This window comes from Terrimicrobium sacchariphilum (genome assembly GCF_001613545.1).
GTDB classification, from domain to species: Bacteria; Verrucomicrobiota; Verrucomicrobiia; order Chthoniobacterales; family Terrimicrobiaceae; genus Terrimicrobium; species Terrimicrobium sacchariphilum.
The window spans coordinates 2603261-2625649 of record NZ_BDCO01000002.1; the positions used below are offsets into that span (position 1 = coordinate 2603261).

At 57.0% G+C, this 22389-nt stretch carries 26 protein-coding genes and 1 pseudogene; 14 read left to right on the top strand and 13 right to left on the bottom strand.

Annotated elements, in window-relative coordinates:
• Window positions 1-75: 75 nt before the first annotated feature.
• A complete protein-coding gene (locus TSACC_RS12160; protein WP_075079543.1) occupies window positions 76-1329 on the bottom strand; it encodes a glycosyltransferase in 1254 nt (417 codons plus the stop codon).
• Window positions 1326-2267, bottom strand: a complete 942-nt coding sequence (locus TSACC_RS12165) for an aldo/keto reductase (RefSeq protein ID WP_075079544.1) — start codon at window positions 2265-2267, stop codon at window positions 1326-1328. Before TSACC_RS12165 ends, TSACC_RS12160 begins: the two co-directional genes overlap by 4 nt.
• Window positions 2268-2337: 70 nt before the next feature.
• Between TSACC_RS12165 and TSACC_RS12170 the strand changes: the two genes are divergently transcribed.
• Window positions 2338-2700, top strand: a complete 363-nt coding sequence (locus tag TSACC_RS12170) for a DUF2237 family protein (RefSeq protein WP_075080717.1) — start codon at window positions 2338-2340, stop codon at window positions 2698-2700.
• A gap of 8 nt (window positions 2701-2708) precedes the next feature.
• On the top strand, window positions 2709-3248 hold the full coding sequence (locus TSACC_RS12175; RefSeq protein ID WP_075079545.1) for a DJ-1 family glyoxalase III: 540 nt from the start codon (window positions 2709-2711) through the stop codon (window positions 3246-3248).
• 3 nt (window positions 3249-3251) lie between these two features.
• Here TSACC_RS12175 and TSACC_RS12180 read toward each other — a convergent pair whose 3' ends face one another.
• The 7 genes from TSACC_RS12180 to TSACC_RS12210 all read right to left on the bottom strand — a co-directional run bounded on the left by TSACC_RS12180 (window position 3252) and on the right by TSACC_RS12210 (window position 10056).
• Window positions 3252-3701 carry a potassium channel family protein gene (locus tag TSACC_RS12180; protein ID WP_075080718.1) on the bottom strand — a complete coding sequence of 150 codons (450 nt, stop codon included), beginning with the start codon at window positions 3699-3701 and terminating at the stop codon, window positions 3252-3254.
• Between the two features lie 52 nt (window positions 3702-3753).
• Window positions 3754-4875: a BaiN/RdsA family NAD(P)/FAD-dependent oxidoreductase gene (locus TSACC_RS12185; RefSeq protein WP_101927841.1), complete on the bottom strand. Its 1122-nt coding sequence runs from the start codon at window positions 4873-4875 to the stop codon at window positions 3754-3756.
• Between the two features lie 57 nt (window positions 4876-4932).
• Window positions 4933-5397 (bottom strand): hypothetical protein, encoded by a 465-nt coding sequence (locus tag TSACC_RS12190; protein ID WP_075079547.1) that lies wholly within the window; start codon window positions 5395-5397, stop codon window positions 4933-4935.
• The gene (locus tag TSACC_RS12195; protein WP_084400425.1) at window positions 5394-6320 is read right to left on the bottom strand and encodes a hypothetical protein; all 927 of its coding nucleotides are present in this window, start codon (window positions 6318-6320) and stop codon (window positions 5394-5396) included. The genes TSACC_RS12190 and TSACC_RS12195 overlap by 4 nt, the downstream gene beginning before the upstream one ends.
• Window positions 6321-6481: 161 nt before the next feature.
• Window positions 6482-7483, bottom strand: coding sequence for a beta-ketoacyl-[acyl-carrier-protein] synthase family protein (locus tag TSACC_RS12200; protein WP_075079548.1), 1002 nt, complete (start codon window positions 7481-7483; stop codon window positions 6482-6484).
• Window positions 7480-8655 (bottom strand): beta-ketoacyl-[acyl-carrier-protein] synthase family protein, encoded by a 1176-nt coding sequence (locus TSACC_RS12205; RefSeq protein WP_075079549.1) that lies wholly within the window; start codon window positions 8653-8655, stop codon window positions 7480-7482. Before TSACC_RS12205 ends, TSACC_RS12200 begins: the two co-directional genes overlap by 4 nt.
• 48 nt (window positions 8656-8703) lie before the next feature.
• Window positions 8704-10056, bottom strand: a complete 1353-nt coding sequence (locus TSACC_RS12210) for an MATE family efflux transporter (protein ID WP_075079550.1) — start codon at window positions 10054-10056, stop codon at window positions 8704-8706.
• Window positions 10057-10298: 242 nt separating this feature from the next.
• Between TSACC_RS12210 and TSACC_RS12215 the strand changes: the two genes are divergently transcribed.
• Entirely contained in the window at window positions 10299-11489 is a 1191-nt protein-coding gene (locus TSACC_RS12215; protein WP_237763959.1) for an amidohydrolase family protein, read from the top strand.
• Here TSACC_RS12215 and TSACC_RS12220 read toward each other — a convergent pair.
• The gene (locus TSACC_RS12220) at window positions 11486-13717 is read right to left on the bottom strand and encodes an FUSC family protein (RefSeq protein ID WP_075079552.1); all 2232 of its coding nucleotides are present in this window, start codon (window positions 13715-13717) and stop codon (window positions 11486-11488) included. The two genes, TSACC_RS12215 and TSACC_RS12220, sit on opposite strands and share 4 nt — an antisense overlap.
• Before the next feature lie 99 nt (window positions 13718-13816).
• Here TSACC_RS12220 and TSACC_RS22740 point away from each other — a divergent pair, with 99 nt between their 5' ends.
• The 8 genes from TSACC_RS22740 (at window position 13817) to TSACC_RS22745 (ending at window position 19308) form a co-directional block, all read left to right on the top strand.
• Entirely contained in the window at window positions 13817-14032 is a 216-nt protein-coding gene (locus tag TSACC_RS22740) for a DUF1656 domain-containing protein (RefSeq protein ID WP_075079553.1), read from the top strand.
• Complete coding sequence (locus TSACC_RS12230) at window positions 14032-14898, top strand: HlyD family secretion protein (protein ID WP_075079554.1); 867 nt, start codon at window positions 14032-14034, stop codon at window positions 14896-14898. The genes TSACC_RS22740 and TSACC_RS12230 overlap by 1 nt, the downstream gene beginning before the upstream one ends.
• A 42-nt stretch (window positions 14899-14940) precedes the next feature.
• Window positions 14941-15249, top strand: a complete 309-nt coding sequence (locus TSACC_RS12235; RefSeq protein ID WP_153811407.1) for a hypothetical protein — start codon at window positions 14941-14943, stop codon at window positions 15247-15249.
• Window positions 15246-15596, top strand: a complete 351-nt coding sequence (locus TSACC_RS12240; RefSeq protein WP_075079556.1) for a hypothetical protein — start codon at window positions 15246-15248, stop codon at window positions 15594-15596. Before TSACC_RS12235 ends, TSACC_RS12240 begins: the two co-directional genes overlap by 4 nt.
• Before the next feature lie 179 nt (window positions 15597-15775).
• Window positions 15776-16903, top strand: a complete 1128-nt coding sequence (locus TSACC_RS12245; protein ID WP_169809626.1) for a hybrid sensor histidine kinase/response regulator — start codon at window positions 15776-15778, stop codon at window positions 16901-16903.
• 103 nt (window positions 16904-17006) lie between these two features.
• Entirely contained in the window at window positions 17007-18011 is a 1005-nt protein-coding gene (locus TSACC_RS12250) for a CobW family GTP-binding protein (protein ID WP_075080720.1), read from the top strand.
• Window positions 18012-18013: 2 nt separating this feature from the next.
• Window positions 18014-18907: a damage-control phosphatase ARMT1 family protein gene (locus TSACC_RS12255; protein ID WP_075079558.1), complete on the top strand. Its 894-nt coding sequence runs from the start codon at window positions 18014-18016 to the stop codon at window positions 18905-18907.
• On the top strand, window positions 18904-19308 hold the full coding sequence (locus TSACC_RS22745; RefSeq protein ID WP_084400429.1) for a DUF4405 domain-containing protein: 405 nt from the start codon (window positions 18904-18906) through the stop codon (window positions 19306-19308). Before TSACC_RS12255 ends, TSACC_RS22745 begins: the two co-directional genes overlap by 4 nt.
• Here the strand turns inward: TSACC_RS22745 and TSACC_RS12265 are convergent.
• Complete coding sequence (locus tag TSACC_RS12265) at window positions 19263-19760, bottom strand: PaaI family thioesterase (RefSeq protein ID WP_075079560.1); 498 nt, start codon at window positions 19758-19760, stop codon at window positions 19263-19265. The genes TSACC_RS22745 and TSACC_RS12265 overlap by 46 nt on opposite strands.
• A gap of 118 nt (window positions 19761-19878) precedes the next feature.
• On the opposite strand from TSACC_RS12265, the gene TSACC_RS12270 reads away from it, so the two are divergent.
• A complete protein-coding gene (locus TSACC_RS12270; protein ID WP_075080721.1) occupies window positions 19879-20157 on the top strand; it encodes a DUF134 domain-containing protein in 279 nt (92 codons plus the stop codon).
• A 70-nt stretch (window positions 20158-20227) separates the two neighbouring features.
• Entirely contained in the window at window positions 20228-20443 is a 216-nt protein-coding gene (locus TSACC_RS12275) for a tautomerase family protein (RefSeq protein ID WP_075079561.1), read from the top strand.
• 30 nt (window positions 20444-20473) lie between these two features.
• On the opposite strand, the gene TSACC_RS12280 is transcribed toward TSACC_RS12275, so the two are convergent.
• A complete protein-coding gene (locus TSACC_RS12280; RefSeq protein ID WP_075079562.1) occupies window positions 20474-21790 on the bottom strand; it encodes a ClC family H(+)/Cl(-) exchange transporter in 1317 nt (438 codons plus the stop codon).
• 15 nt (window positions 21791-21805) lie between these two features.
• Complete coding sequence (locus tag TSACC_RS12285; protein ID WP_075079563.1) at window positions 21806-22006, bottom strand: hypothetical protein; 201 nt, start codon at window positions 22004-22006, stop codon at window positions 21806-21808.
• A gap of 242 nt (window positions 22007-22248) precedes the next feature.
• Here TSACC_RS12285 and TSACC_RS22750 point away from each other — a divergent pair.
• A pseudogene (locus TSACC_RS22750) lies at window positions 22249-22332 on the top strand (aminotransferase class V-fold PLP-dependent enzyme); the annotation flags it as partial.
• Window positions 22333-22389: the final 57 nt, after the last annotated feature.

The window sequence follows — 22389 nt, forward strand, 5'->3', positions numbered from 1 at the left end:
AGAAACTGCACGTTCGCGCTTCAGCGTACAAGAAATATTCAAGAAATCCGCGTGCGCATGTTCGCAATTACGCGATCAAAGCGAGCGGCGCTGATAGACTCGCTCCTCGATCCAGTCGATCAACTCACTCCGGGCTGCCTCTCCTCCGACGCATCCACTGTAGGACTGGCAAGTGGCGCGGATTTTGTCGGAGCTGATCAGTTCTTGAAGTGTTGCGGCGAGACGAGGGGTATCGAGGTGTCTATAGGCCAGCATTTTGCCGAGTCCCAATCGGCTAATTCGCTGCGCGTTGTCTGGCTGGTCATGAGACTTGGGGATGATGAGCTGGGGAATTCCCGCGGCGACAGCCTTGGAAGTTGTCCCGATCCCGCCATGATGGACCGCAGCGAGACATTTCGGAAAAATGTTCTCAAAAGGAACGTGAGGATAATGGAAAGTCCCGGGAGGCAGTGCGATCGTGGGGCGATCCAGGCTGACCAAGAGGCAGCGACGGCCTATTTCGTGGGTGGCTCGAATTGCGCAGCGTTGAAAGTGCTCGATATCAAAATTTGCTGAACCATGCGTCCAGATGATGGGAGGCTCTCCTCTGGACAGAAAACTGTCCAATTCGGGAGGTAAAGGCTGCGTTTTAAACGTGACGGGAAAATTGGACGTTCGGACTCCTTGCGGCCAATCGGACTGAGGAGCGGCGAACCAATCAGGAAACATTGCGATACCCCCAAGGCCTCCATGGAGGCCTTCGTCATAAAAACTCCGCCACCGCTGGAGACCAAGTTGGGAGCGGAGGCGGTTGAGGGGACGTTCAGCCACGACCCAGATCAGCCGATCCACCAACCAGAAGAACGCTCGCTTGAACCAAAGCGGAGTGTGCTGGAGGAAGCCCATACTGGTCATGAAGAGCGGGAAGTCATGGATACTGCGAACACAGATCGGCTGCATATGGACCATGATCCGAGGAATGCCTTTAGCTTCTGCGAGTGAGGCGATCGCCACCCCCAGAGTGGAGAGAATAGCGAGATCGAACTGATCACCTGCGCGGTCGAAGGCCGCCACCGCCTCGGGAATCGTGTCCACCATTCCCTTGATAACGGTACGCGGACCATTGCGAGGATCCCACGCCTTGGGATTGCGAGCAAAGGCGAGGAATTGCTCCTCGGTGCCGATGGGGACAGCGGTGAAACCCTTTTTGTCAATGAGTCGCTGGTAATGGGGGGTGATGATGAAGACAACTTCGTGCCCTCGAGCGGCCATCCCCTCAGCGATCCAGATCAACGGGTTGACGTCGCCCTCGCTTCCGAACGGGGTAAAAAGAACCCGCAAGCGCCTCATGAGGTGAGAAAGGCAGATTCTTCAGGAGTCAGGACGAAATCGGCATGGGAGAAGAGTTCTGCCGCCTGTTTGCCGCTTCGTACACCAATGATTGCGCCGGTGACCGCCGGGTTATGGAGTGTCCACGCTGCAGCCACCGCACCCGGGGGGACGTTGTGATCCGCCGCCACCTTTTTCACGCGTTCGGCGAGAGCGAGATTGCTCGAGAGCTTTGGCTCCTGAAACTCCGGATTCTTGTGTCGCCAATCGTTTTCCGGCAAGGCTGCTGCTCGTTCGCGAGTCATGGCCCCCGTGAGTAATCCCGAACCCATGGGAGAATACACGATGGCTCCAATCTGATGCTGGTGGCAAAAGGGGAGTTCACTTCCTTCCACGGCGCGTTTCACGAGCGAGTACGGAGGTTGGAGCGAGGTGATGCGAGCGATTTCCGAGGCGGCCGCCAGTTCATCCCGGCTGAAGTTTGATACTCCTGCCCATCGAATTTTGCCTTCCTGCTTCAGTTCATTGAGCGCGGCCCAACCCTCCAGCGTCTCCTCGAGATCGTCGGCAGGCCAGTGGATTTGATAAAGATCGATGACCTCCACCTTCAGCCGGCGTAGACTGGCTTCGCACTCCCGGCGGATGGATTCGCGTCGGGTCGAGTAGTCGACGTCCCGGCTTTCGTTCCACACCATGCCACACTTGGTAAAGACATAGGGCTGCGCTCCACTCCATGAGGCGAGGGCGCGGGCCACGATTTCCTCGGAATGTCCCAGACCGTAGACAGCGGCGGTATCGATCCAGTTGATCCCGAGTTCCAAGGCCTGGTGGATCGCAGAAATTGAGTCGGTGTCGTCCTGCGTGCTCCAACCAAACTTCCAGTCTCCGCCAATGGCCCAGGCGCCGAGGCCAAACCGGGTGATGGAGAGATCCGAATTGCCGAGGGTCGTGGTGATCATGACTCCAAACAAATCAGTCCTTGGCTGCTTTTTCAACTGCGCGCACGGCGAGTTGGGCTATGGTGTCGCCATGCCGACGAACGTTCTGGGTAGCGATTTGCAGTGTTGCTGTACCTCACCTATGACCGGATTTTATCGCGACGGATATTGTCGTACGGGTCCGGGCGATTATGGGTTGCATACCGTGTGTGCTGTGATGACAGAGGAGTTTCTCAAATTCAGCAAGGCGATGGGCAATGACCTGAGCACCCCCCGGCCTGATATGGCGTTCCAGGGACTGCAGCCCGGCGACAAGTGGTGTCTTTGTGTGGAGCGTTGGAAGGAGGCTTACGATGCGGGAATGGCTCCGCCGGTTGTGCTGGAGTCCACCCATACGTCTGCTCTGGAGTTCGTCTCCAGGGAGGAACTCGCGCAGCACGCGATCGACGCCTGATATCGTTTATGAGCAAGCGCGTTCTTTGCCTTTTGTCCCCCGGCTTTGAGGAGATTGAGGCCGTGACCCCGATCGATCTGCTGCGGCGGGCGGACGTCGAAGTCACTTTAGCGGCTCTGGGGGAGACCCTTTCGGTGACAGGCCGGAGCGGCATCATCCTACAGGCTGATGTCTTGTTATCTCAGGTGAATGGCCGCGACTTTGATTTACTGTTTCTGCCCGGAGGGCCAGGCGTGAAAGGAATGCGGGAGGATGGCAGGCCGGCGGCTCTGGCGCGGACTTTTGCCGCTGAGGGAAAGACCGTGACCGCGATCTGTGCGGCACCCACGATCCTGCATGATGCCGGGCTGCTGGCTGGAAAGGCTTTCACTGCGCACTTTTCGGTCAGGGAAGAACTATCCGGAGCCCGGGAGGGCCGGGTGGTGACCGACGGCGGGGTGATTACTTCGCGGGGCGCGGGGACCGCACTGGACTTTGGACTCGAGCTTCTCCGGGAGCTTTGCGGTCCCGAAAAGGCCGAAGAGGTCGCCAAGTCAATCATGGCCTGACAGCTAGAGGGTCGCCCATATCCTTTGGATGATCAGGAAGAGAAAAGCGGTCGAGCACCCGAACATCAGCAGGCCGTTGATGGCCATGATCGGCCCCAACACCCGCCATGGCGGGCGTAGAACAATATCTCCATATCCCAGCGCGGTGATGGATGTGCCTGTAAAGTAGAGACTTTCGCTGAAGGTTGGGAATTCCTTCATTCTCCAAAACAGCAGAGCCCATGCGCCTGCCTCGGCGAGATGGGTGATGAAGAGGATGAAGAAAGCGGTCAGAATGATCAACGGCCCGGCAATATGAGCTTCCTCCCCGCGGGTGATATTTCCCGCATGGTGGACTAGAACCCAGCCCATCTCAAACATGATCCACGTGTGCATGGCGAAAAGCCCGGCCGCAAGTAGTAGACCAATGAAGTAGACTTGTTGCACCGTATGGCGCTTCCGTTCTTTGCTCATTGCCATCTATGCATTTGGGAAGAGTCAGGATGTACCAAGAAAAATCGCTTCGCTAGACGACTTGGCCAGCGGCATTTCCGCTGGCCCAGGCCCACTGAAAGTTATACCCACCGAGCCAGCCTGTGACGTCGACCACCTCACCGATGAAGTAAAGACCTGCCACTTTGCGGCTTTCCATTGTCTTGGAGGAAAGCTCGCTGGTATTCACCCCTCCCAGGGTCACCTCGGCCTTGGGATATCCTTCGGTGCCCTCTACGTTCGGACTCCAGGAATGAATGCTTTGCGTTATGGCTGCGATTTCCTGGTTGCGGTAGTGACGCAATGGTTTATCCGCCGCGTAGTGCTGTATCCACTCCTCGGCGAATCGTTGCGGCCAGAGACGGGAGAGCACCTGCCTGATCGTTTCACCTGACTGTCGAGATTCACCTAGCCATCTCTCTCCGGGATGATCCGGCAGCAGATCAAAGGAGATCGGTTGACCGGGCTTCCAGAAGGATGAGATTTGCAGAATGACCGGACCGCTGAGTCCGCGATGGGTGAAGAGCATGGACTCATGGAAGGTCGTCGCTCCGATCTTCGCGGTGACGGGAAGTGATAGACCTGCAAGAGATTTCCAGCGTGTAAGCTCCGTCGATGGCCAGGTGAGGGGAACGAGGCCGGGGCGGGGAACTACCAAGTCCAGGCCAAACTGCCGGGCAATGTCATGCCCGAAGCTTGTGGCACCGAGCTTCGGAAAGGATAACCCGCCGGTCGCAACGACGAGTGAGTCGCAAGTATATGTCCCCTCGGTTGTTTCCACTGTGAAACGTCCGGGGTGCTGGACGGACCGCACTCTCGCATTGGTCACGATCTCTACACCACCATCGGCGCATTCCGCGAGGAGGAGTTCGATAATCTCCCGTGAGCTAGTGTCGCAAAACTGCTGCCCGAGCTTTTTCTCATGATAGCGGATGCCGTGCTTCTCAACGAGAGCGAGAAAATCCCATGGAGTGAATCGGGCGAGGGCCGAGCGACAAAAATCAGGATTCCCGGAGAGGTAATTGCCAGGGCCCGCGCCGAGGTTAGTAAAGTTGCATCGCCCTCCTCCGGAAATAGCGATCTTTTTGCCAACCCGGTCATTGTGTTCGAGAAGAGTGACCGACCGCCCTCGCTGGCCCGCCACCAAGGCACACATGAGGCCGGCGGCTCCTCCACCGAGAACGACGACGTCCCGCTGTAGCGTCACGCGAACTTAAAGCGGCGGGGCAAGGATGCGCACCGCTGGATCGTTCTGGCGTTTGGTAGAGTAGATATTGGCTGGGCCAACGTCCTTTACCTCGTATCCCAATAGCACGAACTCCGGGTAAAATCCGTCGCTGGCCGGTTCATAGACCGTCTCACCGGAGAAGTACCCGGTCAGCTTGTACTCGTAGTTGTTATCTGAACCGATCTGGTTGCGCTCGCGATCTGGAGCAAGCTTGCGCTGCTCGTTGAACATGACGAGCTTCGCGGATTTCCAAGGCTTGCCTGGTTCGCGAACCCAGCCCCAGACCTTATAGTCCTTTTTGTACATGCGACGACCGACGAAGTAGTTGCCGGGCGCCTCCTGCAGGATCGCTGCATTGGCTGCGGAGCGGGCGCTGGCATCCGGATCGACAGTTTCGCAGCCGGTGAAAATCACGGCAGCGGTGAGCGCGAGGAGAAGGATACGGATCATCGGAGATGGGTCTGCTTAAGGAAACCTTCCATCCACTCAGCCAGGGAATCTTCTGACTCGATGCGCATTTCCTGGGTGAGAGGAAATACATACCAGTCCTCAACATGCACTGCGGATTCCCCGGGTGCCAGGGTCTTGAGCGCGCCGAGAGATTCAATCTCCATCATCTCGGAGTTTGTGAATGTTTCGAAGTTACAGCCTCCGTCCGGGTACTGGGCGCCGGTCTCATACTCGAAGATCTTGATGAAGATGGAATCCGGAAGGACGTAGGCGATCCAGTGTTCCCGGTGGGCCAAGCCCAGCTTTGTCGGGAGATAGTCCTCGGCCTGGCGAAGCAGCCAGAACTTTTGACCAAACGTCAACCGAGCATCCGAAAGATCCGTGTAGGGCCAAAGGACCATCCCGCGATTGGGGAGAAGATCTTTCGGATGCGAACCCAACGGAGGTTGCGGAATGATTTGCAGGCCGCCGGGTTGCATCACACTCAGGGCCCAGGGAGCGGCAAAAACAGGCTCACGATCTTCGTTCGTAATGATGTGGCGAACCGTGGCGCGAGGGGCATTATCATGCACGAGCAACCCGAGGGTCTTTTTTACGCGCTGGGGCGTCTGTTGCACGCTCTCGATGAGGACCTCTCCGGTGGCCAGATCCTGTCGGGAGAGCACGGGTTCGTTGTCGATGTGATACTCGCCCTTGGGATCCTCAGGAGCGAGCCAGAGGCGATGGCCGCCGCGGATCATCCACTCGGTCTCATTTTGTCCTCCAAGTTGCTCTTCGAAGACCTTGAAGACGTTGTCGTGCTGGTGACTTTTGAAAAGGATGACGCGCGGCCCAATGTCGGTGGTGACGACAAGTTCGATGTCCTCATTCGCAAGCCTCAGGGAGTTTTTCCACTTATTAAAGGAGATGGTTTCGATATTCATGGAAAAGCGAGCACAAGCGGGAAGACAATGGCTTTGCGGTTAGAGGTTTCGGCAGGGCGGACGCACGTCAGAACGATGAACCCGGCATAACGGGATTCCTCGCAAAATTCAAGCTCATCCGCGCATGTCCCCACGTCAAAAATATGCGGAGGTCCAGAAAGTTACGCCAAAACCGTGGCGCAAACTTGGCCATGGTAACCAGCGCTTGCAACCAGCACTCTGCCATACTCCCCGCATGCAACCAGATGATGAGCAAGAATTACCTGTTGCATGGTGCTTGCAGCCAGTGATTCCCCAAAAAACGGACCCGACGAAACGAAGGAAATCTCCGGGAAGACCTTTTTAATGGCCTCCCGTTCCACGGCTGCCACGTTGCTTCCTGCCATGGAAGAAATGCAGGCATGCGGAACACATTTGGGTGGGATGCTCTGTAGTATTCGAGTCAGTTTGGAGAGGGCGTCTGGATTAGAGCCGAAGGAATACCCGCCATGAGTGAACACGATGCCTCGGTCTTCAACCGAGCTGTCCAACAACAAAGCTCCGGCTCCCTCCGAGGGAAGAAGATCCCGGGAGAGACCCCAGCGCAGATAGGCACTGGCGTTGATGCGATCGAGTTCTTGTGCAGCGATAACCAGACAGCGCTTTTGCTCCCGGGAATGCACAAGTGCTCGGACGGAGTCCAGAGCAGCGAGGGCGGCGGCACCATCTCCCACGAAGGTGAGCGCCTCATCTTTTAGTCCGAGGGCGGCAGCCACGTGACTTGCAGGTGCGTTATACACCGTCTCGGGGAACAGAAGCGGGCTTCCCGACCCAGGGCCGCGAGTGACGATATCCTGATAAAAGCGGCGCGTGTAGACCACGCTGCCGTCCCCGGCAAGAAACAAGATGGGCAGGCTCGCGAGTTCGTCTTCCCGGAGGGAAAGGCCTGCCAGGGCATCCAGGGCAGCTGCAACGGCAAAATGAGAAATGACGCTGGAACGACGGAGGCGGGGAAGGCCCGAAACATCCGTTATGAGCGAAGCGTCGATGGGGAGAACCGGAGTTTCATATCCTTCCGGCTGGGTCGGGATAGCCGGAAGATTTTCTTTCACACGGGAAATCACCTCGGCTTGGGTACGGCCGACAGGGGTGACCCATCCAGAGCCAATAATGCGTAGACTCATGTCAAACTTAGGATGATTGAGGCGTTCGACCCTCCAAATCCAAAGGAGTTGGAGAGGACGTTTCGGAGTCGCGCTGCCCGGGAGGTGTTCGCCACAATGTTCAGTGCGATATCCGGGTCCCCCTCGCGGAAATTGATGTTTGGTGGAAGAAACTGGGATCTCAATGCCGCCACGGAAAACGCGGCCTCGATGGCTCCGGCAGCGCCGAGAGAGTGTCCGGTCATGCTTTTTGTGCTGCTGGTCGGTGCAGACGGGCAGACGTTCTGGATCGCCCTGCCTTCGCTGGAATCGTTGAGCGGGGTACCAGTGCCGTGGGCGTTGATGTAGTCGATGCTACCGGGCGGGAGTTGGGCGTCCTGCAGCGCTGCGACCATGGCCTGCTCTGGACCACGCCCCGAGGGATGCGGTTGCGTAAGGTGGTGAGTGTCGATGGCACTGCCGTAACCGGTAATCTGCAACTCTCCAGCACCCGACCGGAGGCAAAACATGGCGGCCCCCTCGCCAAGGGCGAGACCGGAACGCCGGGCATCAAACGGGCGGCAAATTTCCGGGGTGGATGCTTTCAGGCAGTCGAACCCAGCAAATACCAGCTCGGCTATCGCATCGTAACCGCCGGCAAGGACACTCGTGGCCATCCCATCCCGGATCAACTGGCGGGCGATCCCGAGGGCATTCGAACCGGATGCGCAGGCATTGGAAATGATTCGCACCGGGGCATCGCTTCCGAAGACCTCAAGCGACTGGATGATGGGCTGATGGGGAACGTAGTTTCGCACTTTCCGCGTGGCGTGTGCGACGTTTTTTCCAGAGGCCAGAGCCCGGAAAAACTCTTCGCCCAACGACATCCCGCCGCTGGTCGTGCCGATCACGACCACATCCGGGCGGAAGCCGGGGCAGCCCTTTAGAGCGTCCTCCATCGCGACCAGCACCATTTGCGCAGCCCGCGACCAGCGCCGTGATCGGGGAGCAATCGCGGAGGCGGCATCAGCCAGACGCTCGTCGACTTGCCCTGCGGTACGGCACTGGCAGCCATCGACAGAAAACAGCCGGACAGGAGTGATGCCCGAAGTGCCGGCGAGCAGCGAGGAACTCGTTTCCGGCATGCCGAAGCCCAACGGGCTGACACATCCCACGCTGGCGATGGAGACGGGGATGGGGACAGACGACGACATGGTTTTCCTGACGGTACGTAGCTCGTGCTACGTACGGGTGGCAAAACTTTATTTGGATGTTCTCGATGCGGTCGCTATGCGCAGCCAGAGACGCCAGACCAGGGAAACCGCTGCGACCCATAGACCCACGACAAATCCGATCCATACCCCGGCGGGGCCAATCCCCGTGTGAAACGCGAGGAAATAGGAAATGGGCAACGCTACAGCCCAATAGGAGAAAATGCCGATAAACATCGGTACCCGTGTATCCTCAAATCCCCGCAAAGCTCCCGAGCAGACGATCTGAATGCCATCGACGATCTGAAAAATGCCTGCGAGCAAAAGAAGCTTGGTCGTCAAAGCAACCACCGCCGGGTCGCTGACAAAGGCCCGTGCAATCCAATGCCCGCCGAGGACAAAAACGAGTGTCGAAAGAAACATCAGCGACACGACCACCGACTGGGCGCCAATCGCGATCGGGAGAAAACGCTCCGATGCCTTGGCTCCTCGAGCCTGGCCGATACGCACGGCGACAGCTTGCGAAACGCCCAAGGGGATCATGAATACCGTGGCTGCGCAGGTGATGGCGATTTGGTGGGCGGCAAGCGGAACCACACCCGCCCAGCCCATCATGACCGAGCCAAACGAAAATCCCCCTACTTCCGCCAGGTGCATGGTACCCGCAGGCAGACCGATCTTGATGAGGGAGCGGATCTCTGCCCGGTCGCGAAAATCGAAGGGATTGTGGGGGCGATAACGGGCAAACTCCTGCGAGGACAAGATGAACGTTACAACGCCGAGCATGGTCACGATGCGAGATATGAGGGTTGCCACGCCAGCACCCTCGAGACCGAGAGCAGGAGCGCCCAGATTGCCATAGATGAAGACCCAGTTGAGAAAGATGTTGAGCAGTACACCGCCCATCATGATCCAAAACGGTTCCCAGGGATGTCCCAACGCTTCTGCGTAGCTCTTGGCTGCACTGGTCAGGTAGACCGGGATGACAGACCACGCACAAAGAAGCAGAAATGTTACGCAAGCCCGGTTGACCTCGGGGCTTTGGCCGAGCAGCGGCAATAGCGGAACGCCGCATTGGATGAGCAGGGCAACGAGGATACCCGTGGCCAGAGCGAGCACGGCTCCCCACTTGAGCGCTTGCCCGGCGGAATCAGGCTTGTCAGCCCCGAAAGCGTGCGAGGTGCGGACGCTCACACCGGAGAGGAAGCCAAATCCAAAGACGAGGGGTACGGCCAGGACGGTATTGGCAAAAGCGCAGGCGGCGAGGGCAACCACTCCGACCTGACCCACCATGACAGTATCTGCCACGCCCATGAGCATCTGGCCCGCATTGCCGGCGGCGATCGGGAAGGCCAGCGCCAGGGTGCGGCGGTTTTCTTGCAGGGAGCGGGTAAGGAGAGACATCGCGAGGAGACGGAGAAAGAATGGATTTCTGCTAGAGAGGCAGAAATCCGGTTATTTGGCGGCAAACGGCCGCGCGGATTTCATCGAACCACGAACGGCGAAAGCGTTGGCGGATTTCGATGATTTCATGCCGACACGCTAGACATCGGGCGAGAGGAAGTCAATGGGACACCTTCTGGCTTTGCATGCTGGGAATTCCTGCTTTGTTTTTTCCGGTGAGGACTCTCCGTGCCAGATTTGTTTTGCCCATTTCGCAGCCGCCGATCGAGGACGGCGCGGTGCAGATTCATCAGGGGCGCATTGTGGCTGTCGGCGAGTGGAAGGATTTGCGCTGCGATGACGCAGAGGATCTCGGTGAGCGAGTACTCATGCCGGGCCTGATCAATGCCCATTGCCATCTCGATTACTCGGGCATGCGCAACGCGATCCTCCAGCCGAGCAGCTTTTCCAATTGGGTGCGCCGCCTTAATGAGTTGAAGCGTACGGTTTCGGACGACGACTACCTCGATGCGATAGCCTTTGGATTTTCCGAGCTGAAAAAATGGGGAACTACATCGGTATACAATATCGAGTCCTTCCCCGAACTCATGGTGCGCATGCCGGCTCCACCTTTGCGGACGTGGTGGTTTTATGAACTGCTCGACATACGCTCGCGCGTTCATACCGACGATGTGGTAGCGGGTGCTCTCGCCTTTTTCGAGAGCCGCCCGCAATGGCTTGGCGGCTTTGGTCTTTCCCCGCATGCCCCTTACACCACCTCGCTGGGCTTGTATGAACTCTCCCGTGTGTGCTGTGAAAAATACGCGATGCCCCTAATGACGCATCTGGCGGAGACGATTGAGGAGTATGAGATGTTTGCCTCAGCCAGCGGGGTGCTCTACGACTTTCTTGCGCCTCTGGGGCGCGATATGTCCGACACGGGCAAGGTGACGCCGATCCGTCATCTTTTCGACTCCGGCGCTTTGCCTGTTGGGGCCATCCTCACCCATATGAATTTCGTCTCCGAGGACGACTGGGGGCTGCTGGCACAGCGGCATGCGGATTTCTCGGTGGTGCATTGTCCGATGTGCCATGAGTATTTCGGCCGCGAGTTTTTTCCGCTGGAGCGCTTCCGCGAAATCGGAATGAACCTCTGCTTGGGCACCGACAGTCTCGCGAGCAACAAAGCTCTCAATCTTTTTGAGGAAATGCGCATGCTGATGCAGAAGCATCCTTCAGTACGTCCGGAGGACGCGCTGGCCATGGTAACGGTTAATCCGGCCTTGGCGATCGGCCTGGCCGGTCAGCTTGGGGAATTGAAAGAGGGCGCATTTGCCGATCTCATCGCCCTGCCGTTTGATGGCAAGGGGAAAAGCCTCGTCGAGGCGGTGGTTGCAAACCGCACGCAGGTGGAGTGGACTATGGTGAACGGTGGGGTTCAGCCTCCAGCCTAGAGCTTGAAATCCCCGAGATAGGAACTCAGCTTCAGCTCTGCGAGCTGCCTGTCGGCATTGGATATTTCCCGGCTTGTTTCGATGTACAGAGCACAAAATCCCAGGATGCGGAAGGCATCGATGATCGGATAGTCATTAGCAAGCATCCAGGTCCGAAACCGCGTCACCCAGCTGGTCCATTTTTGCATGGCTTCTTCCAGTGGCTTGGGCGCTACGGGTGCCGGGATCGCTGTTTGGAGAGATTTGGTGTGAGCCTCGAGGTGGGATTTCCAGAGATTCGCGATGTGGTCGGTCTGCTCTCTGGCTTCTTCGACAAACTGGGCCGGGAGCAATGGCGAAAGATTCCCCGAAAGGGCGAGCATGTGACTGCCGCAGAACTGGAGCGTCGCCATGTAGGCGGAAACCTTCTCCTGCTCCCCAGGCGGAACGAGAGGAGGCGTGAGATTTGATGATCGTTGCGCGATCTCGGATGGGATCAAGGTCATGCGGGCGCGCTCCCACAACGCAAGCGACGTCGAACCCTCTGCCAGAATTTTCTGGCAGAACCTGATAAACTCGAAGAATCGATCGCGAATTTCAAACTGCGGTAGCGACGGCCATAACAGCCGTTGGATCACCGCAGAAAGGAGAAGTGCCAGCACGATGCCAAAAAACAGGTCGGCGATGGATTGAAACTGCACGGGCTTCTGAGCATTCAGTCCGAGCACGCCAACGATACTCAAAAGCCCGAACTGCATGGGAATCGTCATTCCGCGGGTTTTGTAAGTAAGGTATCCCCAGAGAAACAGCGCCGCAAAGAGCAGGGTGTTTGTCACCTCATAGCTCGCCATCATCGGCGTGGCAAAAAGCAGAAGGATACACAGGATCGCCATGCTCGCTGTCGCGTAGATCACATAGTGAAAGGCTCGCATGTCGCCACGACCGCCCGGGCTGGCGGCGTTGAACGCCGTGAAGACCCACGCTCCGAGAATGAACATCGACTGGCCTGGAGGATTCAGCCAGTTGGAAATGACCATCGCGAGGATGGTAGCCACCGCAGACTTGACCCCTGCTTTGATCCAGAATGGCGGTGGGAGAGGGGGAAGCAGGGCGTCGATTTCCTGTCGGGAGAATACCGGTTTCTCGGGAATGCTGTCCACCAACTGGTGAATGTGCTCCAGCTGAGCACGGACAGAATCCATGGCGAGTCCGTGGAGGCCGACTTCCAGTGCCTCCTCCACGGTGACGTTCTTGAGGGCGATGTCATGGCGGAGTCTCTGGACAGCTTCCTCAAAGTGTTTCAACGCAAGATGGATGGCTTCTCGAGATTTGCTCCGACTTTCCACCGTGGTACTGGGGTGCCCGAGGTCTTCCAGCGCAGTGCCGATCGCATGATGCAGTTCCTCCAACGGCTCGGCAAGGCATGGCCTGTATTTGGAATCCGCCGGAAGCGTGTGGGAAAGAGTCGCGATGGCGTTGCCAATGCGGCTCAGGCAGGTCGTAACATCAAAGTAGATCGGCAGTCGTTTGCGAAAGGCCGAGCTTTCTTTTGAACCAAACTCCAGCAGGGTACGCAAAGCGGTGATGCGCTCTGGAAAAACCCGGATGCGGGCCAGGGCAGACGGATTTTGCCCCTCAAGGAGTATGCGTGAGCTGTTGCAAAAGCACTGGTGCAGATCACGAAAGGCTTTTTGTACATTCGCCAGAAACTCGGTGCGGGCAAACCTTGGCCAAAGTGTGCTTTGAACAAGTACGGTGACAATGATGCCAAGTGAGACCTCCTCGATACGCCACAGCATGTATTTCCATGAGGAGTCGGGGTTCCCAAAACCATTGCCTGCAACGACCGCCGTTGTCAGGCCCGCGAGCATGAACGCGTAGGGGTATCGGCTTTGTCCCATCATGGCCGTACAGCTCCCCACGATCGAACCGAGCAGCAGGAGATAGATGACGGGATTCTGTTCCAGACTGCCCGTCAGTAAATACCCCATGAGGCCGCCGACGATCGTGCCAATGAAACGAAAGAGCGCCTTCTCTGCGACAGCCCCAACATATTGGGCGATCATCAGAACGAAGGTAGTGATGACCGCCCAGGTGGGGTTATCCAGCCTGATATAGAGGGCGATGAAAAATGCCAGCGTGCCAGCTAGTCCGAACTTTATGCCGTATTTGCAAGCTTCCCAGTCGATCCAGCTTTCTGCCGCGACTGGAGCGGGAGCTGTCGGTCGGGGAGTCGCGAGGTTGGCCATCCGGCAGAGACTAGAGCCTTGCGATGGCGCTCGTGTCAATGTCGCGATGAAGTCTACCGCGCACTTGCCATAGCGCCATTGGCATGAAAGAAAAGCAACGTGCTACCGAGCCTCCACAACGCAGAGATAGCGATCGGTGATTTTCTCTTTCCTTGGGGAATGGTGGTCTCCGCTCTCGGTTTTCTGCTCGCGTTTTTTGTGGTGCAACTGCTCGAGCGCCTCGAGTTGACCCGGAACATCTGGCATCTGCCCCTCTTTTTTGTCGCTTTGTCGGTGCTTTTTGGAAGCTTGCTCGGCCTGATTTTCGCCCCGTAATGAATAGCGCTGTACGCAATTACCTTATTACAACAGCCGTCGTCGTGCTGGCCATCGGAGCCAGCATCCTGATGTACGTGCGTTATGTGAACAAGCCTTGGACTCGGGATGCCCAGGTACGAGCCAATGTCGTGGGTATCGCTCCCCGTGTCTCCGGGCCGATCATTCAGATCCCCATCCGAGACAACCAGACAGTCAAAAGAGGGGATCTGTTGTTTGAGATCGATCCCGCGACATTCCAGGCGGCATTGGATAATGCATTGGCGAATCTCAAACAGGCTCAGGCTTCGCAGATCAAAGCCCAGCAGACGCTCCAGAGGCAGACGGAGCTTTATGAGACAAAGGTTATCGACCTGCAGACATTCCAGGATACCCAGGATGATGCTCTAGCCGCAGACGCCGATGTGGCCGCAGCCCAGGCCAATCTGGAAACCGCTCAGCTCAATCTCGGCTATACCAAGGTCTTCGCGCCTGTCGATGGATATTTGACCAACGTCAATACCAGCGTCGGCACATACGTGAATGCCGGAGAGCAACTTCTTGCGCTGGTCGATGGCAGCTCATTTTGGATTGCCGCCTATTTCAAGGAAACCCAGCTAAAGCATCTCGTGGAGGGTGCAAAAGTCCGCCTGACCATGATGGGGCACGAGTCCCAGCCGTTCCAAGGCGTAGTCAATAGTCTCGCGTGGGGTATTTACCTCTCCGATGGTGCGACGGTGGATTTGCTCCCGCAGGTGAGCCAGACGATTGACTGGGTGCGTCTTCCCAATCGGTTCCCGGTCCGTATCGATGTGCAGGGAGCGACTCCGGTCCCTTTGCGCATCGGGCAGACGATTTCCGTGGCAGTCGAGCAATCCCGGCCATGATGCCGGGTTATGACGGGTCCTTTCCACGCCATTCATGACGATATGAGAACACTCGCTTTGTTGTCGGCGATCTTCCTCGTTCTAGGGGCGGGTTCCGCTCCGGCCCAGTTTTTCCTGTTCGATAATCCACCGGTGATCGTGGTGAACAAGGGAAAAGCCAAAACCTTCGATCCCTACTACAACCAGTCAAAATCCTCGTATGGGAAAAAACCCGTCTACTACGAGACAAAGGAGACGGTGAAAAAGGGCGACAAGGTCACCAAGAAAGTCACGATCCGGGACCAATACGGCAACGTTGTTTACAAAGACAAGACGACCAAGACGGAAAAGAAAAAAAAGAAAAAGAAATGAAAGCTTTTCTGATCCTCATCCTGGCCGCAGGGCTGGCTTCCGCTGGAATGGCTTCCGATCTCGACTTTGATCTTGTCAATAAGACGAGTCGGGACTTTGAAGCCATCTACATCTCCTCCTCTGCCGAAAAATCATGGCATGGCAACCTTTTGGCCGACGGGAGGAAGCTTGACCCCAGAGATACGCTGAAAATCCGGTTTTCGGACAAAGAGACCTCGCCGACCTGGGACATCAACATAGTCGATGCCGATGGGCTTTCTGTGGCTTTTGACGATGTGAAGCTCGCTGGCGCCCAAAGAATCATCCTCACGGAGTCGGAAGGAAAACTCGTCGCTACTGTTGAGTAGCCAGCGGGACCGGTCGAGCGGAGGAGCTAGGGGTATGCCCTGATCGGGCTCTCAGGGCAGGCAAGATTTCGTCAAATCGTTTGCACCATACGCCCGGTGGGCGTTCGGTTAACGTAAAGAAAAGCATGCCTGCGGCAATCGATTCTTGCGTCGTTTTCCCCGAGGCAGCGACGACCTTCATGAAATCTCCCATCGACCCAAATATCATTCCCCTGGATCAGAAGTACCGAGACGAATTTTTGGGAGTTTTGGCGCACGAGTTGAGAAACCCGCTGGCTCCGTTACGCAATGGCCTGGAGATCATCCGACGGTCGCAGTCCGATCCAAAAATTGTCCACGAGGCCCTTGAAGTCATGGACCGGCAGTTGCAACAGCTTTCGGGTTTGATCGATGGTCTCGTTGAGGCCAGCAACCTCCGGCAGGGGCTTGTCGAGCTCAAGGTCGAGACACTCAATATCGGGAGTATTATCGAGGAGTCGGTAAAATCAATTGGCGCCCGGCTCGCGGAAGGCGGCCCGAAGCTGATATTTACGCCGTTGGCAGAACCGCTCCTTGTGGAGGGTGATCCCAAGCGGATCAGGCAAATCCTGGTCAACCTGATCGAAAACGCCGTGAAGTATACCGGACGGGACGGGTGCATCGAAGTCGATGCACATGGGGAATCCGGAGAAGTTGAGATTTCCGTGAAGGATGATGGCATTGGCATTCCTCAGGAGAAACTCGGTGAGATATTCGAGCTGTTCTCGAAAGCAGATCACTCTCTGGAGCGAGGCCAGGATGGCCTCGGGCTGGGTTTGTCGATTGTTCGCGGTCTGGTCGAGCTTCACGGAGGTTCAGTCGAAGCTCACAGCGTAGGGCCTGGAGCAGGGAGTCAATTCATCGTGCGCCTGCCGCAGGCAACGTCGGGCGTGGATTCTCCGCGGATTTCCGAGAAACGGCGAGTGCTGGTGGTTGATGACAATCGCGACTGTGCGTCGAGCCTGGCCATGATGCTCGGAATCATGGGATTTGAAACCGAGACGGCTGCGGATGGTGTCGAGGCATTGCGCACCGCTGCCGCTTACCGTCCGGACGCCATCTTCCTTGATATCGCGATGCCCAAGCTCAACGGTTACGACGTTTGCAAGGTGATCCGAGAACAGGCTTGGGGAAAAGACCCGGTCGTCATTGCGCTCACTGGCTGGGGGCAGAACGACGATATCGAGCGATCCCGAGAAGCGGGCTTTGATCATCATCTGGTCAAACCCATTGAGCTTGCCTCGCTTGAGCCGATTGTGAGGGAAATCAAGGCGGTTCATTCGGCATAACCGGACGGATTTTTTTCAGTCCGGCCCGAGGTTTCCCTCGGGGAAACGGAATTTACTCGCCCAAAATGAGCATATGCTCATTTATTTGGCAGATAAATTCCGTATGAAACAGCAGGATGATCGGCTTCCCATTACTGTAATCTCGGGCTTTCTGGGCTCCGGTAAAACGACTCTACTTAACCATGTCTTGGAAAGTCTTGATCGCCCGCGTGTGGCAGTGATCGAGAATGAGGTCGGAGAGATTTCCATCGATCATCATCTGGTACTCCGTACCGATATCGGCAGTTTGCAGAATATTAAGGGACGCACATGTTGCACCTCTCGCGAGGAATTCATACGACTCCTGCAACTTCTCGCGAAGTATAGGTCCCGGTATGATCGCTTGCTAGTGGAGACCACTGGTGTTGCGCATCCTGGGATGGTCGCCCATGCCATATGGGGAGATCCCGTGCTCAAGGAGTGCTTGCGACTGGATGGTGTGGTCACCGTGGTCGATGCGAGGCATATTCATGAGCATCTCGGCGGAGAAGGACACGCCAGCGAGCAGATCGCATATGCCGACCTGCTGGTCATTAACAAGGTGGATTTGGTTTCGGAGAGCGAACTGCAAGACGCTCTGCAGGCCGTGACACACGTAAACGGAAAGGCACCTCATCTGCTCGCCGAGGCGGCTATGGTCGATCCTGCCAGGGTGCTGGATATCGGGGGATTTGATCTCATGCGTATTGAGAGTGGCGTTGGAGGATGCTCGAAGGCCGGAGGGCATGAATCGCGGGGCGACTCTGCGCATCGGCACGAAATCCAGACGGTCAGCATCGAATTACCCGGCGCGATGGATGTGGATCGCTTTCAGCACTGGCTGGAGGGATTTGTCATGGAGCATTCTGCTGATCTCTTCCGGAGCAAGGGTATCGCGGCAATACAGGGAATGCAGGAGCGGGTGCTTTTTCAAGGGGTGCATGGGATGTTCCAGATGGCCTTGGGACAACCATGGATGGAGGCTGCTCGCTCAACTCAGGCCGTCTTTATCGGGCGAAATCTCGACAGTAGGGAGATTCGCTCTGCCATGATGGCCTGTTTGTGGGAAGGGAAAGGAGCGATGGTCTAGCCATGCAACCGGCACTCGAGTGCCTTCCGTGCCTCGTTCGCCAGGCTGCGGAAGCCGTAGCTTTGAGCGAAAAGCGGACGGAGCGCCGCCCCGCGATACTGAAGCGTATACTCCGCGCCCTGGCCGAAACCGATTGGGATCGATCCTCTCCAGCGATGGCTCAAATGATTCATCAAATTGTTCGCGAAGAAACCGGGAACGGGGATCCCTATCGGTCCATCAAGAAGCGGATGAATCGAGCGGCCCTCGAAGGCATGCCCGTCTGGCGGGAGTTAATGCTGAAATCGGAAAACGCGCGGGAGACTGTGATACGGCTGGCTGCGGCCGGGAACCTGCTCGATTCCGCGGCGAAGACCAGTATGCAGCCGGAGGATATTCCTCGTCTGGCTTCGTTATGGACGCGTCCTTTGGTGGGCGATCCGCACGATCTCTTTCGGCTCGCGGACCGCGCGACGCAAATACTTTACCTCGCAGACAATGCGGGAGAAATTGTCTTTGATCGGCTGCTCATTGAAACCCTGCCCACCGAGAAAGTCACCATGGCGGTCCGGGGAGGGCCGATCCTCAATGACGCGCTGATGGAGGATGCGGCTATGGCTGGTGTCCTAAAGATAGCCTCCGTGGTGTCGAATGGTTCGGATGCGCCGGGAACCATTCTGGACGACTGCTCCGAGGAGTTTCGCACCCTCTTTGCAACAGCTGACTTGATTGTCGCAAAAGGGCAGGGGAACTATGAAACATTAGCCGAGGTTCGCGCGCCGGTGGTTTTCCTTTTTACGGTGAAGTGCGAGATCATAGCCGACCGCATCGGAAAGCCCGTGGGTAGTCTGATCGCAACGAGAGGCTCAAACTGGACAACGCGCGGTTCAACTTGCCGCAGCCCGAAAAACTTATGAGAACCTACGCCAATCGCATTCTTAATCTACTCCTTTGGTTAACGCTCTGCTTTCTGGCTGGCACTGGTTTCCTTCTCGCCTTTCGATTGTTGCCGGGTTCCCGTGGCGGCTCTGGTCTGCAAGCACTTGGGATGGAACGCCATGATTGGAGGGATCTGCACACGTGGAGCAGCTATGCCTTCCTGGCATTGCTCATGGTTCATCTTTGGATGCACTGGCAATGGATATGGAAGGTCGCAAGCCAGCGTCGCTTTTGGCTCCTCGGCTCAGGATTCGGCGCAGGCGTGTTTATTCTGATATGGCTGACTTTCCTGCCCGTTTCCGAGCGGGCAGGGGAGAGGGATGGCAGGGGGCATCACGGGCGACACGACCGTATATCCGTGGAGAGCTCTTTACCCTGAGGAGTTCCCTCACGGATCTCCATGAACTTGGCTGATGCTCGCGCGGCAAGCCTGTCCTTCTGGATGATTTCGGCCCGACATTGGTAGATCCGATGGCGGGATGCTTCAACCCAGCCTCGCACTGTTATGGCTGAGTCGAAACCAACACCATGCAGATATCGGACAGTCAGTTCGGCGGTTACGCCGGCGATTCCACGAGCGAACAAGGCATGGACAATGGCGCTGTCCATCATGGTGGCAAGGATACCCCCGTGTATACGATCTGGATAGCTGCTGAATATTTGCAGAGGCTGCCATGCTCCCTCGGCAACGCCATCCGGATTGATTGCAAAACGCAGATTGAGGCCGTCCGGATTTTCTTTTCCGCAAGCGAAGCATTGATGATGGCTGGTGATGGCGGGATGCGGGTATCGTCCCGCAGAGGAACGGAGGAGGGGAAGTCGGTCTTCCATGCATTATCGAGCATATGCTCATATCGCAATTGGTCAATTGCCTATGCCCCGGGATGGGAATTGCCAGGCGGGCAGGTTGACATGAGGTTCAAATGCGCTTATGCCCAATATGACTCGTATGCCTCGCCCTTCGTGTCCGCGCAAGATCGCTCATCTACCTCCCGCCACATATTTCAAACCAGCGGGCATTCCTTTGCGAGAGATCCGGGAGATTCGACTTGCCGCAGACGAACTTGAAGCCATGAGACTGGCAGATTACGAGGGGTTGTATAATGTCGATGCCGCTGAGCGGATGGGGGTCTCGCGACAGACCTTTGATCGCATTGTCAACCGGGCTAGAAAGAAGGTCTCGGAAGCCTTGGTGAATGGCTGTGCTTTACGGGTCGAGGGAGTTTGACGGAAATACCTGGATTTTATCCTGCCTTCCTTGGCTTTCGACGAATGGATGAGGTATTGCTGACGGCGATATGCCATACGTCAATCTTCAGATCACCAAGGGGGCAACCCGTGAACAAAAGCAGCGACTCGTGGCGGATTTCACGGCGAGCCTGGTCAATACCCTCGGTAAAAAGCCCGAGCACATCCACATCGTCATCGAGGAAGTCCTTGAGGAAAACTGGGGATTTGCGGGAATGCTTACGGACGATTTCCGCGCGAAGGAGCGACATGCCCCACAGGGATAGAAAATGCTGGATGGGTCTCCCCGGACAATCCTAATACCTGGGAAACGACTCGAGCATGCGTCGGCGAAGCGTGTCGTAAATTGGTTCTCCGCGCACGATGGAGGCTGTCAGCATGGCGCCAAAGCATGCCACCAGCATCGGAACCATGAGTGCAGTGGTTGCTGTCATCTCCGCGATGAGAACAATGCCGGTAACCGGCGCACGGACGACGCCCGTGAAGAAAGCCGTCATACCGACGATGGCAAAGGCCACGGCTGAAACAGATGCCTGCTCGGGTATCATCGCATTAACCAGTCCCGCAAAAATCGCTCCAAAACATGCTCCCACGAGGAGCAACGGAGAGAACAAGCCCCCCGGCGTACCGGCCGAGTAGCTCAGGGGTCCCAGAAACCATCTCACCACGAGGATGATGATGAGAGGGCCGAGCGCCATGCCTCCCGAAAGAATTTCTTGGGAGAGACCATCTCCGCCGCCGACAAAACGGGGAAAAAACCATGCCACGAGGCCTACGATCGCTCCGACGATACCTGCACGTACCTCCACAGGCCAGCGTGAGCAGCGGGCAAACACTTCCAGTCCGGATACCGTGATCTTGTTGTACAGCACCCCTAGCAGGCCAAGAAGACAGCCGAGGATGAGGAATGCCCCGAGGGTCCAGGGCGCACCGGCCTCCTGCGGCTTCACGAGAAAATCGGATGTACTGCCTAGAATCATGCGCATGACTGCGATAGCCGTACCGGAGCCTATCAATGTAACCAGAGTGAGGCGAAGGCGGAAAGAGCGCGCAACTTCTTCAAAGACGAAAAGAGCTCCGCCGACCGGAGCATTGAATGCGACGGCGAGGCCGGCACCTCCCAAGGCGGCCTGCAGTTCCTGCATGACGATCCTGGGACATTTCAGGCTCTTGGAAAGCGCGGCACCGATCGTCGCTCCCATTTGAATGGTAGGGCCTTCTCGACCGAGAGCCAGGCCGGAGCCGATGGCGAGCAATCCCCCGAAAAACTTGATCGGCACGATCCAGAGGGAGCCTGGCTCGGCTTGATCTCGCATGATCGCCTCGACGTGCTGGACTCCGGAGCCCGATGCCAGCGGGTGTGGCCGGATCATTAGCCGCGCGATGGCGACACCGACTGTACCCAGTGCGACGGGAAAAATCCATCCGAGGAGCGGCCAACCGTGCGCCCAGTCGACAAATTCCAGATGGCGTTGTCCCAACCAACTGAGGCTGGCGCGAAAGGCGGCACCGATGACACCGATCAACGCGCCGCCGATGACAGCAACGATACATGCCCGGATGATTCCCGGCAGTTGATCGTTCCATTCCGCTTCTGACTGCTTCTCTGGCATCGCTGCGGATACTTTTCAGGAGTTGGCGGGTGCCTGGACTGGTGCGTCGGGCGCTGGGACTGGCTCAACGCTTTCGTCCATCGTCAGTACGTAAACAAGGATGCCGATCAGCATCAGGACGACCGCGGCAATCAAGCGCTTGTCCCGATGAAAGGGAGTCGCCCGGCTTTCCTGCTGACGGGGTTTTCCGTGATGGTGATGTTGATGGCGGCTCATGGTATCGACTCAAGTTACGTCTGGGGCAATCCCCTTACGACATATTCCGTGAAGCATGGGCGACTCATTGCCAAGAGGCAAGCCCGTGGCGAATATCTGAACAGGCGGGAATAACTTCGCCTTCAAAGGCAACTGGCCGGGATGCTTTTCCCCGTAGATGACAAGGGGGCGGAGGCACGCTTTGAGGGAGAAAATATTCGCCTCGATGGGTCCGATGACCGTCTTTCCGATTTGAGAAGACTGTCGTTCAAAATCCTCCAGAGAAATTTAGGGCGGGAACGCCGGATATTGCCGGAGTGGTTGGCCATGAAGCCGCTATTGACTATCTCTTTCAAGTTGGCGATCCCATCGATCGCCGACGACGAGCACTCTTTCTTCGAGAA